Genomic DNA, 12866 nt, shown 5'->3' with positions numbered 1-12866 from the left:
CGCCGATGCTCCTGGCGATGTCGTAGGCGGTGGCCGGCGTCCCGCGTTCCATCAGGTCGTCGAGGATCTGGAACGCCCGGTCGATACCGCTGACCCGGCTTCGCCGCTCGCGTCCCGCTTCGCCGTTCTCCCCGTCGCGCTCCCCGTCGCGCTTCATCGCGATGCCTCCCCGGCCGGCCTATCTTTATTCCGTAATTACGGAATAGCTTCCGTAACTACGTTCAAAGCATACGTCGAGGTTCGGTGGCGTGCAATATGCTTCGTGAAAGCGCCGTTTCGCGGGGCTCGTGGGGGCGCGCGCGCAGACCCGCCGGCGAGGCGGTCGCGACTTCTCAGCCGGGGCGGCCGAGGGCCGGGGGTTCCGGCTCCTCGGCGGCGGACGTCAGGGGGCAGCAGGAGGCCGGGCGGAACGCCCGGCCGGACGGGGCCGCTCAGGACGCCACCGCGTCGGCGTCGACGGCTTCCAGGTTGAAGGCGGCGGCGATCAGGGCCCGGGTATAGGGCTGGCGCGGGGCCTCGAAGATCTGGCGGGTCGGACCGCTCTCGACGACGCGGCCGTCCTTCATCACGATCACGTCGTTGCTGAGCGCGCGGACGACCTTCAGGTCGTGGCTGATGAACAGGTAGGCGAGGTTGTGGCGCACCTGCAGGTCGCGCAGCAGGTCGACGATCTGCGCCTGGACCGACATGTCGAGCGCCGAGGTCGGCTCGTCCAGGACGACGAAGCGCGGCTTCAGCACCATCGCGCGCGCGATCGCGATGCGCTGGCGCTGGCCGCCCGAGAACTCGTGCGGGTAGCGGTTGCGGCTCTCGGGCGGCAGGCCGACCTCCTCCAGCGAGCGCGCGATCATCGCGTCCCGCTCGGCCGGGGAGCCGATGCCGTGGATCCTCAGCCCCTCCTCGATGATCTGGCCGACCGACATGCGCGGGCTGAGCGAGCCGTAGGGGTCCTGGAAGACGACCTGCATCTCGCGCCGCAGCGGGCGCATGCGCGACGCCTGCCAGCCCTGGATGTCCTTGCCGTCGAAGCGGATCGCGCCGCGGCTGGACTGCAGGCGCAGGAGTGCCAGGCCCAGCGTCGTCTTGCCCGAGCCCGATTCGCCGACCACGCCGACCGTGTGCCCGGCCTTCACCTCGACCGAGATGCCGTCGACCGCCTTGATGTGGTCGACGGTCCGGCGCAGCAGGCCCTTCTTGATCGGGAACCACACCTTGACGTCGTCGGCGGCCATCACCTCGGGCGCGTGCTCGGGCGGGGGGGCGGGGTTGCCCTTCGGCTCGGCCTCCAGCAGGCGCCGGGTATAGGGATGGCGCGGGTTCGCGAACAGCCCGGCCGCGTCCGACTGCTCGACGATCTCGCCCTGGTTCATGACGCAGACCCGGTCGGCCATCTTGCGCACGATGCCGAGGTCGTGGGTGATCAGCAGCAGCGCCATGCCGAAGCGGCGCTGCAGGTCCTTCAGCAGCTCCAGGATCTGCGCCTGGATCGTGACGTCGAGCGCGGTCGTCGGCTCGTCCGCGATCAGCAGGTCCGGCTCGTTCGCGAGCGCCATCGCGATCATGACGCGCTGGCGCTGGCCGCCCGACAGCTCGTGCGGGTAGGCGTTCAGGCGCTTCTCCGGATCGGGCAGGCCGACCAGGCGCAGCAGCTCCAGCGTGCGCCGCCGCGCGGCCGGGCGGGTCAGCGCCTTGTGCAGGAACAGCGTCTCGTTGACCTGCTTCTCGATGGTGTGCAGCGGGTTGAGCGAGGTCATCGGCTCCTGGAAGACCATCGCGACGCGGTCGCCGCGCACGGAGCGCAGCGTCTTCTCGTCGGCGCCCATCATCTCGCGGCCGAGCAGGCGCACGCTGCCGGCGGGATGGCGGGCCATCGGATAGGGCAGGAGCTGGAGGATCGAGAGCGCCGTGACCGACTTGCCCGAGCCGGACTCGCCGACGAGGGCCAGCGTCTCGCCCTTCTCGATGTGGAAGGAGACGCCGCGCACGGCCGGGACCGCGCCGCCGGCGCTCCTGAACTCGACCTCCAGGCCGCGCACTTCGAGCAGGGGGGCCTCGCGCCGGGAAGCTTCTTGGCTGTCCATCGTCATCTCACTCCGCATCTCACTCGGCCGCCTTGCTTCCGGGAACCGTGGAGACTTCCTTCTTCACCTGCACCGCCTTGGCCTGCGGCAGGTGCATGATGTTCTTGCGCGGATCGAAGGCGTCGCGCACGGCCTCGCCGATGAAGATCAGCAGGCTCAGCATGATCGCCAGCACGAAGAACGCGGTCAGGCCCAGCCACGGCGCCTGCAGGTTGGCCTTGCCCTGGGCCAGCAGCTCGCCCAGCGACGGCGAGCCCGGCGGCAGGCCGAAGCCCAGGAAGTCGAGCGCCGTCAGCGTCGTGATCGAGCCGTTCAGGATGAAGGGCAGGAGGGTCAGCGTCGCCACCATCGCGTTGGGGAGCACGTGCTTGACCATGATCGAGACGTTGCCGGCGCCGAGCGCGCGGGCGGCGCGCACGTAGTCGAAGTTGCGCGCGCGCAGGAACTCCGCCCGCACCACGCCGACCAGCGACATCCAGGAGAACAGCAGCAGCAGGATCAGCAGCCACCAGAAGTTCGGCTCGACCACGCTGGCCAGGATGATCAGCAGGTAGAGCGTCGGCATGCCCGACCAGATCTCGATGAAGCGCTGGAACAGCAGGTCGGTCCAGCCGCCGAAATAGCCCTGCACCGCGCCGGCCGCGACGCCGATCACCGAGCTGAGCAGGGTCAGGGTCAGCCCGAACAGCACCGAGATGCGGAAGCCGTAGATCAGCCGCGCCACCACGTCGCGGCCCTGGTCGTCGGTGCCGAGCCAGTTCTCCGCCGAGGGCGGGGCCGGGGCCGGCACCGGCAGGTCGTAGTTGATGGTCCGGTAGCTGTAGGGGATCGGCGGCCAGACCATCCAGCCCTTCTCGTCGATCAGCTCGGCGACGAAGGGATCGCGGTAGTCGGCCGCCATCTCGAACTCGCCGCCGAACGTCGTCTCGGGATAGGTCTGGAAGATCGGGTAGTAGAATTCGTCCTCGTAGCGCACCAGCAGCGGCCGGTCGTTCGCGATGAACTCCGCGAACAGGGACAGCACGAACAGGACCAGGAAGATCCAGAGCGACCACCAGCCGCGCCGGTTGGCCTTGAAGTTCGCGATCCGCCGCTGCGTCAGCGGCGTCACGCGCATCCCGAGAAAGCGTCCGCTCATGTCCGCCTCGCCTCGAAGTCGATGCGGGGGTCGACCGCCACGTAGGTGAGGTCGCCGACGAGATTCATGATCAAACCCAACAGCGTGAAGAAGTAGAGGGTGCCGAACATCACGGGATAGTCGCGGTTGATCGCCGCCTCGAAGCCCAGCAGCCCGAGCCCGTCGAGCGAGAAGATCACCTCGATCAGCAGCGCGCCCGTGAACAGGATGCCGACGAAGGCGCCGGGGAAGCCGGCGACCACGATCAGCATCGCGTTGCGGAACACGTGGCCGTACAGCACCCGCCCCTCGCCCAGCCCCTTGGCGCGCGCGGTGGTCACGTACTGCTTGTTGATCTCTTCTATGAAGCTGTTCTTGGTCAGCATGGTCAGCCCGGCGAAGCCGCCGACGACCATCGCCGCGACCGGCAGCGCCAGGTGCCAGAAATAGTCGAGGACCTGGCGCCACCAGGGCAGGTCGGCCCAGTTGTCGCTGAAGAGGCCGCGCAGCGGGAACAAGTCGAAGTAGCGCCCGCCCGCGAACATGACGATCAGCAGCACCGCGAACAGGAAGCTCGGGATCGCGTAGCCGACGATCACGACGGCGCTCGACCAGACGTCGAAGCGCGAGCCGTCGCGCACGGCCTTGCGGATGCCGAGCGGGATCGAGACCAGATAGGTTATCAGCGTCGTCCACAGGCCGAGCGAGATCGACACCGGCAGCTTGTCGATCACGAGGTCGATGACGCGCGTGTCGCGGAAGTAGCTGGTGCCGAAGTCGAAGGCGAGATAGTTGCCGATCATCAGCAGGAAGCGCTCGTGCAGCGGCTTGTCGAAGCCGAACTCGCGCTCGAGCTGCTCGATGAACTCCGGGGGGAGGCCCTGGGCGCCGCGGTAGCGGCTGGCAGCGTCGCCGCCGCCAGCCGACGGGGCCTGGCTTTGCAGGTCGCCGCCCGACGAGCCGCCGATGCGCGCCGTCGCGTCGACGGCGGTGCCCTCGAGCTGGGCGATCACCTGCTCGATCGGGCCGCCGGGGGCGGCCTGGACGATCAGGAAGTTGATGACCATGATCCCGAGCAGGGTCGGGATGATCAGGAGCAGGCGGCGGACGATATAGGCGAGCATCGCGGATTCCAGTGCTGCTCAGGGCCGGTGCCGTGTCAGGACCCGGCCTTCTTGGGGTCGATCCACCACGTGGTCGGGAAGCCGACGCCGTATTTCGGCATCCTCTCGGGATGGCCGAACTTGTTCCAGTAGGCCAGCCGGTATTCGTCGTTGTAGTACTGCGGGACCATGTACCAGCCCCACAGCAGGATGCGGTCGAGCGAGCGGTTGATCGCGGCCAGCGTGTCGATGTCCTCGGCCACGACCAGCTCCTCGATCAGGGCGTCGACGACGGGGTCCTTGATGCCGGAATAGTTGCCGGTGCCGTCGGTATCCGCGGCGGCCGAGCCGAAATAGCTGCGCTGCTCCGGGCCGGGGGGCGGGAAGAAGTTGAAGGCGACCGGCGACATGTCGTAGTCGAACTCGTCCATGCGGACTTGGTACTGCGCGCTGTCGACGATGCGCACCGAGGCGTCGATGCCGGAACGGGTCAGGTTGCGCGCGTAGACCTCCATCAGGCGCTGGGAGATCGGGCCGTTGAGCAGGAGCTCGAGTTGGAACTGGCGGCCCTGGGCGTCGACCAGCTTTCCGTTCTTCAGCTCCCAGCCGGCCTCCTTGAACAGGCGCAGCGCGATGCGCTGGTTGTCGCGGATGTTGCCGCTGGCGTCCGTCGTCGGCGCCTCGAACGCCTCGTTCAGCACCTCGGGGCGCACGCGGTCCTTGTACTTGTCGAGGATGCGCTGCTCGGCCTGGGTCGGCTTGCCGGTGGCGCCGAACTCGGAGTTCGGGAACCAGCTCTCGGCGCGCTTGTACTGGCCGTAGAGGATGTTCTTCTGCATCCACTCGAAATCGTAGAGATGCGCCAGCGCCTCGCGCACCCGCACGTCCTTGAAGCGGTCCCGGCGGGTGTTGATCATGATCCCGCGCGCGCCGCTCGGCATGTTGTCGGGCAGGACGCGCTTGACGATGCGCCCGTCGTCGACCTCGGGCCGGTTGTAGCTGTTGGCCCAGCGCTGGGCCCGGTTCTCGTCGCGGAAATCGACTTGCCCGCCCATGAACGCCTCGAACAGGACCGTGTCGTCGAGGTAGTACTCGTACGTGATCTCGCGGATGTTGTTGAGCCCGCGGGCGACGTTCAGGTCCTTGGCCCAGTAGTCGTCGACCAGCTCGTAGGTGATCGAGCGGCCGGGATCGATCGACTTGATCCGGTAGGGCCCGTTGCCGAGGATCGGCTCCAGCGTCGTGCGCGTGATGTCGCGGCCGGGCTGGGACCACCAGTGGCGCGGCAGCGGCGACAGGCCGGCCACCGCCATCAGCGGCTTCATGCTGCCCTTGGTCTTGAAGGTGAAGCGGATGCGGTGGTCGTCGACGACCTCCGCGCCCGCGACGTCCTCATAGAAGCTCCGCAGAAACGGGCGGCCGTGCTCCCGGATCACGTCGAAGGCGTATTTGAAGTCGCCGGCGGTGACCGGCTCGCCGTCGTGCCAGCGCGCCTCGGGCCGCAGCTTGAACTCCGCCCAGCTCCTGTCCTCGGGATAGGAGACGCTCTCGGCGACCAGGCCGTAGGCGCTGGAGAGCTCGTCCCCCGAGCCGGTCATCAGGCTGTCGTTGATGACGCCGATGCCGGCGGGCCAGGAGCCGCGCAGGATGTAGGTGTTCAGGCTGTCGAACCCGCCCTGGACGCCGAGCTTCACCGAGCCGCCCTTGGGCGCGTTCGGGTTCGCGTAGGGCCAGTGGGGCATGTCGGGGCCGTAGAGCGGCTCGCCGAACTCCGCGACCGCCCAGGTCTCGGTCACTTCGGGAGGATTCTGGGCGGCAGGATTCTGGGTGGCAGGATTTTGGGCGGCCGGGTTCTGGGTGGCCGGGTCCTGCGCGGCGGCGCCGGGCAGCGTGCCGAACGCCGCGAGGCCGAGGAGGGTGACGGCGGCCAGAAAACGTCTCATGAAAGCCTCGCTCCGTCTCGATCTTGCCCGGGTCGGTGCCGGAATGCCTTCCGGGCGGGGTGGGGATCACCCGCACGCCGCAATTCCCGCCACGAACGGTCCTTCCCTAGGACCGGATTATGGCAAACGGCGGGCAAATGGCACCTCGCCGACGATCCGTCAACGAATTTCGAGGCTTGGCGGGTTCCGGGGCCCGGCGAATTCCGGGGCGTCGAGGGCCGCGGCGGCCATCCCCAGTCACTCGCCCCCAGTCACTCGCCCCCGGTCACTCGTCGATCTCGTCGGGGTCGAGATAGAGGTCCTCGATCATGTCGAGGACGGCCGCATAGTCGGGATTGGCGTCGACGAAGCTCTCGAACGCCTCGGCGTTGCCGGGCGTGCCCAGCCAGCCCTGGGCGGCGTCGAGATGCTCGGGGTGGCAGGACAGCATGTAGAAGGCCGCCTGTTCGGGCTCGTGCATCTCGGCCTCGCCGAGCCGCTCGAGCACGGCGCCGACATAGAAGGTCATCATCTCCGCGAAGTCGTCGTCCGCGTACCCGGCTTCGTCCCCGTCCTCGTCCTCTTCACCCTCGTCTTCGTCGTCCTCGATCCCGTCGGCGGTCATGGCGATGTCGAGGGCGTCGATCATCTCCAGCAGCAGGGCGGAGCGGGCCGGCCATTCCGGCACGGCGTTCAGCGTCTCGACCATCTGGTCGATCAGGTCGCGGGCGTCCTGGGGGGCCGTCTCGTAGGCCGTTTCCGCGGGAGCAGCAATGCGCATGGAGGACATCCTGGATGGAGGGTTCGGCGGCCGGTCCGTTCGGGGTTGGCCTGTTCGGGGCCGGTCAGGTAGCGGCGAGGCGGGCGAGCGCCTCGGCATGCGCCCTCGGGTCGCCGGCCGCGAGCACCCGTCCGTCCGACCCGGCGTGCAGGCCGCGCCCGGACCAGTCGGTGATGACGCCGCCCGCCCCCTCGACGATGGGGACCAGGGCGGCGAAGTCGTGCAGCTTCAGGCCGACCTCGGCGACGATGTCGATGAAGCCGGCCGCGAGCAGGCCGTAGCCGTAGCAGTCGCCGCCATAGGTGGTCAGCTTGACCGCGTCCGCAAGCCGGCGGAAACGCCCGAAATCGTCGCCGAACAGGTCCGGCGACGTCGTGCTGAGGACGGCGGGGGCGAGGCCGGGGCAGGGCCGCGTCAGGGCGACCGCGCCGTTCAGCAGCGTCGGCCGGCCCAGAGCGCCCGTCCAGCGGTCGCCGATCACGGGCTGGTCGATCAGCCCCAGCACCGGCCGGCCGCGATGCAGCAGCGCGATCAGCGTCCCGAACAGCGGGCGGCCGGTGATGAAGGCCTTGGTCCCGTCGATGGGGTCGATCACCCAGACGTATTCGGCGTCGGCGTTGGTGGCGCCGTGCTCCTCGCCGACGATGCCGTGGCCGGGCTGCTCCTCGGCGAGCAGCGCGCGCACGGCCGCCTCCGCCTCCCGGTCGGCGATCGTCACGGGCGACATGTCCGGCTTGTCGTCGACCGCGAGCGGGGTCCGGAAGTGGCGCCGCACGACCGCGCCGGCCGCGTCGGCGAGCCGCCCGGCGAGGTCGATCAGCGGGGCGGGGCAGGAGACCGCCAGATGGGGAAGCGTCATGACGGCTCGGAAGTCCGTTCGGCCGGATCGGCGGCGCGCATCCTACCGCCGGCCCCGCACCCCAGGAACATCAAAAATGAGACCGGAGGACGAAACGCCGAAAACGGGACGGGGCGCCCCTCGAGGCGCCCCGTCCATCCTCAGTCCCTGCCGGCGTCCTTGCCGGGCTCCCCTTACTGCGGCAGGGGCGGCGCGTTCGGGCTCAAGGTGCGCAGCCAGGCGATCAGGTTCGCGCGGTCCTCGTCGTCCTTGAGGCCGGCATAGGTCATCTTGGTGCCGGGGGCGTACTCGCGCGGCGCGTAGAGGAACTCGTTGAGCGCCTCGTAGTCCCATGCCCCCTCGCGGCCGGCGATCGCGTCGGAGTAGGCGTAGCCCTCGACATGGGCGAACTCGGCGCCGACGATGCCGTACAGGTTCGGGCCGACCCGGTTCGGGCCGCCTTCCTCGAAGGTATGGCACGACGCGCAGGCGCGCGAGACGCCCTGGCCCGCGGCGGGGTCGGCGGCGACCAGCAGCGGGCCGATCGGGGCGGGGCCGGCGGGGGCTTCCTGCGCGCCCGCGTCCGCGGTCTCGGTGGCACCGGTGTCGATCACGTAGGCGTTCTGCTCAAGCTGCTCCGGTTCGACCAGCACGTCGGCGACGAAGCCGGCCATCATCGCGATCAGGCCGCCCACCAGAATCGCGGCGAAGATCTTGTTCCACTCCATGCTCGACATGCGAACGTCCCCAAAGTCCCTGCAATGCGCATCCCAGCGGCGCCGGTCGGTCACCGCGGCGGCCCAAGATAGGGCGGCATGTCGCACCGCGCAGCCGCTTTGGCGCTTGACCGACGGGGCTAAATGTCGCACGCCGTTCATGCCATGACCGCTCATCATCCCGCAAGGCCGCAGAACCCCGTCGTCATCGTTCCCGCCCGCATGGCCTCGACGCGCCTGCCGGGCAAGCCGCTGGCCGACATCGGCGGCGTGCCGATGATCGTCCATGTCTGGCGCCGGGCCAGCGAGTCCGCACTCGGCCCGGTCGTCGTCGCCTGCTCGGAGGCCGAGGTCGCGGACGCGGTCGAGCGCGCCGGCGGGCGGGCGGTGATGACCGACCCGGCCCATCCCTCGGGCTCCGACCGGATCTTCGAGGCGCTGCGCCGCCTGGACCCGGAGGGGCGGCACGACGCGGTCGTCAACGTCCAGGGCGACCTGCCGACCATCGCGCCGGAGACGGTACGCGCCGCCCTCGACCCGCTGGGCGATCCCGGGGTCGACGTCGCGACGCTCGCGGTCGAGATCTCCGACCCGGCGGAGCGCACGGACCCCAACGTGGTCAAGGCGGTGCTGGAGCGCGCACCGGGCGCGCGGATCGCGCGCGCGCTCTACTTCACCCGGGCGACGGCGCCCTGGGGCGACGGGCCGCTGTACCACCATGTCGGCCTCTACGCCTACCGGCGCGCGGCGCTGGAGCGGTTCGTGGCGCTGCCGCCGTCGGAGCTGGAGCGGCGCGAGCGGCTGGAGCAGCTCCGCGCGCTCGCGGCCGGAATGCGCATGGATGCGGCCGTCGTTGACGCGGTCCCGCTCGGCGTCGATACTCCGGCCGACCTCGATCGCGCGCGCGCCATCCTGGCGCCCTGAAGCCCGGTCCCTTCCGCAGACGCAGCCGACCCGCCATGCCCGACACCGACGCGATCGCCTTCCAGGGTTCCCCCGGCGCCTATTCGGACCTGTCCTGCCGGACGGTGTTCCCGGACATGCCGACGGTGCCCTGCGCCTCCTTCGAGGACGTGTTCGAGACGGTGCGCGAGGGCGGCGCGCGGCTCGCGATGCTGCCGATCGAGAACTCGGTCGCGGGGCGCGTCGCCGACAACCACATCCTGCTGCCGAACGGCGGCCTGCACATCATCGGCGAGCACTTCCAGCGCGTGAACCACCACCTGCTGGCGCCGCCGGGAGCGACGCTGGAGACGATCCGCGTGGTGCGCAGCCACGTCCAGGCGCTGTCGCAATGCTCGCGCCTGATCCGGCGGCTGGGGCTGAAGGCGGTCGTGCATGCCGACACCGCCGGTGCCGCCGCCGAGATCGCGGAGCGCGGCGACCCCACGGTGGCGGCGATCGCGTCGGAACTGGCGGGGCGCATCTACGGGCTGACCTCGCTCGCCGAGAACATCGAGGACGCCGACCACAACACGACCCGGTTCCTGGTCATGGCGCGCGAGCCGCAGGTGCCGCCGGCGGGCACGCCGACGATCACGACCTTCGTGTTCCGCGTGCGCAGCGTGCCGGCCGCGCTCTACAAGGCGATGGGCGGCTTCGCGACCAACGGCGTCAACATGACCAAGCTCGAGAGCTACATGGTCGGCGGCCGGTTCACGGCGGCGCAGTTCTACGCCGACGTCGAGGGCCATCCGGACGAGCGCCCGCTGCGCCTCGCGCTGGAGGAGCTGGACTTCTTCGCCCGCGAGGTCCGCATCCTCGGCGTCTATCCCGCCCATCCCGTCCGCCGCGACTGGGTGGACGCGCCGGGCGACGACTGAGGGCGGAGCGACGATTGCCGTTCCGGGCCGGCCGGTCTAGAGTGCGCGCGCATCCCGATCGCGAGGGCACGCCATGACCATGTCCTGGGACCGGCTCCTGTGCGACGACCGGCTCCAGGGCGGGGCCGGAAGCAGGGACGGCCGCTCCGAATACCAGCGCGACTATGACCGGCTCGTCTTCTCCGACGCGTTCCGGGTGCTCCAGCGCAAGACGCAGGTGCATCCGATGCCGGCCAGCGACACGGTCCACAACCGGCTGACCCACACGCTGGAGGTCTCGTGCATCGGGCGCAGCCTCGGCGAGGCGGCGGGCCAGGCGCTGAAGGCGCGCGGCGAGCTGCCGGAGCGCATCCAGCCTTCCGACCTGGGCGCGATCGTGCAGGCGGCCTGCCTCGCCCACGACGTTGGCAACCCGCCCTTCGGCCATGCCGGCGAGTTCGCGATCCGGGAATGGTACCGCAAGGCGCCCGAGCGCTATTTCCGCGGCGTCACCGCGCCCGAGCGCGCCGACCTGCAGACCTTCGACGGCAACGCCCAGGGGTTCCGCATCATCACCCAGCTCGGCTACAACCCCGGCCAGGGCGGGATGCGCCTGACATACGCGACGCTGTCGACCTTCCTGAAATATCCCTGGTGCTCGGCCGACATCCCGCCGGGCCGGGCCGGCAAGTTCAGCGTCTTCCGCTCCGAGGCCGCGATCTTCCGCGAGGTGTGCAGGCGCACCGGGCTGGTCGAGGTATCGTCCGGGGTGTGGTGCCGGCACCCGCTGGCCTACCTGCTGGAGGCGGCCGACGACATCTGCTACGCGCTGATCGACGTCGAGGACGGGATCGAGCTCGGCATCCTGTCGGTGCGCGACTTCGAGGACCTGATCCTGCCGATCCTGCCGCCCGGCCATGTCGAGCGCTACCGCGAGCTGGGTGCCATCGCCGACCGGCAGCGGATCTGGAAGCTGCGCGGCATGGCGATGGAGATCCTGGTCGAGGGCACGATCCGCAGCTTCCTCGCCGCCTATCCCGACATCATCGCCGGCGTGCCGGTGCCGCCGATCACCGACACGGGTGATCCCGCCGTCGCGCGCTGCCTGCACGTCGCGAAGAAGGAGCTGGGCCAGCAGCGGATCTTCAAATACGCCCGCAAGACCGAGATCGAGATCGGCGCCTACGCCGCGGTCGACGTGCTGCTGACCGCGTGCTGCGACGCGGCGCTGGCGATCCACGAGGACACCGCCAACCGCGACGACGACGAGCAGCTGCCGTTCAAGGCGCGCCGCATCAACGACCTGCTGGAGACGAGCCGGCTGTCGAAGGCGGACGGGCTGTACGGCAGCTACCTCAAGATCAACGACTTCCTCGCGAGCCTCAGCGACGAGCGGGCGAGCTACCTGGCGAAGCAGCTCTCGGGGCACGTGCACTGAGAGGAACCGGGTCCGGGGGCAAAGGAAAAGCTCAGCCCTTGGATCCAGGCGCGGTCGTCCATCCGGGCTGCTGGCCGTTTCCCGAGAGCCAGTCCTCGATCAGGCGGCGCGCGATCGAGTCGCGGCGCGGCAGGCGCAGCGGGCCGTCGTCGCGGGCGGCCAGCAGCTCGGCCCGGGTGAACCAGCGGGCGTGCTCCAGCTCCTCCGGGTCGACGCGCAGGTCGCGCTCGCCATGGTCGGTGCGCGCGGTGAAGCCGAGCATGATCGAGCCCGGGAACGGCCAGGGCTGGGAGGAATGGTAGCGGACGTCGGCGACGGCGACGCCGACCTCCTCCCCGACCTCGCGGGCGACCGCCTCCTCCAGGCTCTCGCCGGGCTCGACGAAGCCGGCCAGCGTCGAGTACATGCCGGGCGGGAAGCGGCCGTGGCGGCCCAGCAGCGCCCGGTCGCCGCCGTCATGGACCAGCATGATCACCGCGGGGTCGGTGCGCGGGAAATGCGAGGCTGCGCAGCGCTCCTCGCCGCAGCGCCGCACATGGCCGGCGTCCACGCTGACGGTCGGGGCGCCGCAGACGCCGCAATGGCGGTGACGCTGGTGCCACCACGCCAGCCCGCGCGAATAGGCGAGCAGGGCCGCGTCGTCGAGGTCGATCACGGGGCCGAACTCGCGCAGGTCCGCGAAGCGGCCGGCACCGGCGAGACGGGGCAGGGATTCCGGTTCCTCGACCGCCGACAGGTCGGCGGCGAAGACGGCCGCGCCGTTCCGCAGGCCGAGCAGGAGCAGGTCCGAAGCCGCCTGCCCGGCCGCCTGCGCCGCCTCGAGCGCGTCCGCCAAGCCGAGGAGCACCGCGCGCGGGCCGTCGGGAGCGTCGGCGACGAGGTTGCGGCCGCGCCAGAGCGGCACGACCCGCGCCGCGCCGTCGGCGAGCTGCCGGGAGATCCAGTCGGGGTCGCGGCGCCGCGCTGCCACGCGATCGAGGCTGCTGCCGGCGTAATGGTTGGGGCGTTCGAGCATGGCTCCTTTGTGCCACGCCGCGCGGGCGCAGGGAAGGGCGGGCGCAGGGACGG

The 12866-nt window shown here is 70.2% G+C and carries 11 protein-coding genes; 3 read left to right on the top strand and 8 right to left on the bottom strand.

The genetic code is table 11. The features are described 5' to 3' along the window. Positions 1-431 precede the first annotated feature (431 nt). From VGO20_RS18710 to VGO20_RS18680, 7 genes are all read right to left on the bottom strand, one after another. The gene (locus tag VGO20_RS18710; protein WP_327503895.1) at positions 432-2087 is read right to left on the bottom strand and encodes an ABC transporter ATP-binding protein; all 1656 of its coding nucleotides are present in this window, start codon (positions 2085-2087) and stop codon (positions 432-434) included. Between the two features lie 13 nt (positions 2088-2100). Next, positions 2101-3219, bottom strand: coding sequence for an ABC transporter permease (locus tag VGO20_RS18705; protein ID WP_327503892.1), 1119 nt, complete (start codon positions 3217-3219; stop codon positions 2101-2103). After that, the gene (locus VGO20_RS18700) at positions 3216-4322 is read right to left on the bottom strand and encodes a microcin C ABC transporter permease YejB (RefSeq protein ID WP_327503891.1); all 1107 of its coding nucleotides are present in this window, start codon (positions 4320-4322) and stop codon (positions 3216-3218) included. Before VGO20_RS18700 ends, VGO20_RS18705 begins: the two co-directional genes overlap by 4 nt. 35 nt (positions 4323-4357) lie before the next feature. Next, the gene (locus VGO20_RS18695; RefSeq protein ID WP_327503890.1) at positions 4358-6244 is read right to left on the bottom strand and encodes an extracellular solute-binding protein; all 1887 of its coding nucleotides are present in this window, start codon (positions 6242-6244) and stop codon (positions 4358-4360) included. 265 nt (positions 6245-6509) lie between these two features. Then, entirely contained in the window at positions 6510-7004 is a 495-nt protein-coding gene (locus VGO20_RS18690) for a hypothetical protein (protein ID WP_327503889.1), read from the bottom strand. A gap of 64 nt (positions 7005-7068) precedes the next feature. Next, positions 7069-7863 (bottom strand): histidinol-phosphatase, encoded by a 795-nt coding sequence (gene hisN, locus VGO20_RS18685; RefSeq protein ID WP_327503888.1) that lies wholly within the window; start codon positions 7861-7863, stop codon positions 7069-7071. A 173-nt stretch (positions 7864-8036) separates the two neighbouring features. Then, positions 8037-8579, bottom strand: a complete 543-nt coding sequence (locus VGO20_RS18680; RefSeq protein ID WP_327503887.1) for a c-type cytochrome — start codon at positions 8577-8579, stop codon at positions 8037-8039. Between the two features lie 144 nt (positions 8580-8723). On the opposite strand from VGO20_RS18680, the gene VGO20_RS18675 reads away from it, so the two are divergent. From VGO20_RS18675 to VGO20_RS18665, 3 genes are all read left to right on the top strand, one after another. Then, a complete protein-coding gene (locus VGO20_RS18675; RefSeq protein ID WP_327503894.1) occupies positions 8724-9482 on the top strand; it encodes a 3-deoxy-manno-octulosonate cytidylyltransferase in 759 nt (252 codons plus the stop codon). A 35-nt stretch (positions 9483-9517) separates the two neighbouring features. Beyond that, a complete protein-coding gene (locus VGO20_RS18670; protein WP_327503886.1) occupies positions 9518-10381 on the top strand; it encodes a prephenate dehydratase in 864 nt (287 codons plus the stop codon). A 73-nt stretch (positions 10382-10454) separates the two neighbouring features. Further along, a complete protein-coding gene (locus VGO20_RS18665; RefSeq protein ID WP_327503885.1) occupies positions 10455-11798 on the top strand; it encodes a deoxyguanosinetriphosphate triphosphohydrolase in 1344 nt (447 codons plus the stop codon). Positions 11799-11829: 31 nt separating this feature from the next. Here the strand turns inward: VGO20_RS18665 and nudC are convergent. Further along, positions 11830-12866: NAD(+) diphosphatase (gene nudC, locus VGO20_RS18660; RefSeq protein ID WP_414639851.1), on the bottom strand; the 1037-nt coding region annotated here is incomplete at its 5' end.

Origin of the sequence: Arenibaculum sp., from assembly GCF_035998295.1 — a bacterium.
GTDB lineage: Bacteria > Pseudomonadota > Alphaproteobacteria > Azospirillales > Azospirillaceae > DASYHS01.
Note: the sequence above shows the minus strand (reverse complement) of the source record. Positions and strands in the feature narration are given on the sequence as shown.

Bases quoted from the DNA above. Each gene is read 5' to 3' on its own strand.
- VGO20_RS18680 (WP_327503887.1), bottom strand. From the start codon at position 8,579: ATGTCGAGCATGGAGTGGAACAAGATCTTCGCCGCGATTCTGGTGGGC.
- VGO20_RS18700 (WP_327503891.1), bottom strand. From the start codon at position 4,322: ATGCTCGCCTATATCGTCCGCCGCCTGCTCCTGATCATCCCGACCCTG.
- VGO20_RS18665 (WP_327503885.1), top strand. From the start codon at position 10,455: ATGACCATGTCCTGGGACCGGCTCCTGTGCGACGACCGGCTCCAGGGC.
- hisN (WP_327503888.1), bottom strand. From the start codon at position 7,863: ATGACGCTTCCCCATCTGGCGGTCTCCTGCCCCGCCCCGCTGATCGAC.
- VGO20_RS18695 (WP_327503890.1), bottom strand. From the start codon at position 6,244: ATGAGACGTTTTCTGGCCGCCGTCACCCTCCTCGGCCTCGCGGCGTTC.
- VGO20_RS18690 (WP_327503889.1), bottom strand. From the start codon at position 7,004: ATGCGCATTGCTGCTCCCGCGGAAACGGCCTACGAGACGGCCCCCCAG.
- VGO20_RS18675 (WP_327503894.1), top strand. From the start codon at position 8,724: ATGACCGCTCATCATCCCGCAAGGCCGCAGAACCCCGTCGTCATCGTT.
- VGO20_RS18670 (WP_327503886.1), top strand. From the start codon at position 9,518: ATGCCCGACACCGACGCGATCGCCTTCCAGGGTTCCCCCGGCGCCTAT.
- VGO20_RS18705 (WP_327503892.1), bottom strand. From the start codon at position 3,219: ATGAGCGGACGCTTTCTCGGGATGCGCGTGACGCCGCTGACGCAGCGG.
- VGO20_RS18710 (WP_327503895.1), bottom strand. From the start codon at position 2,087: ATGACGATGGACAGCCAAGAAGCTTCCCGGCGCGAGGCCCCCCTGCTC.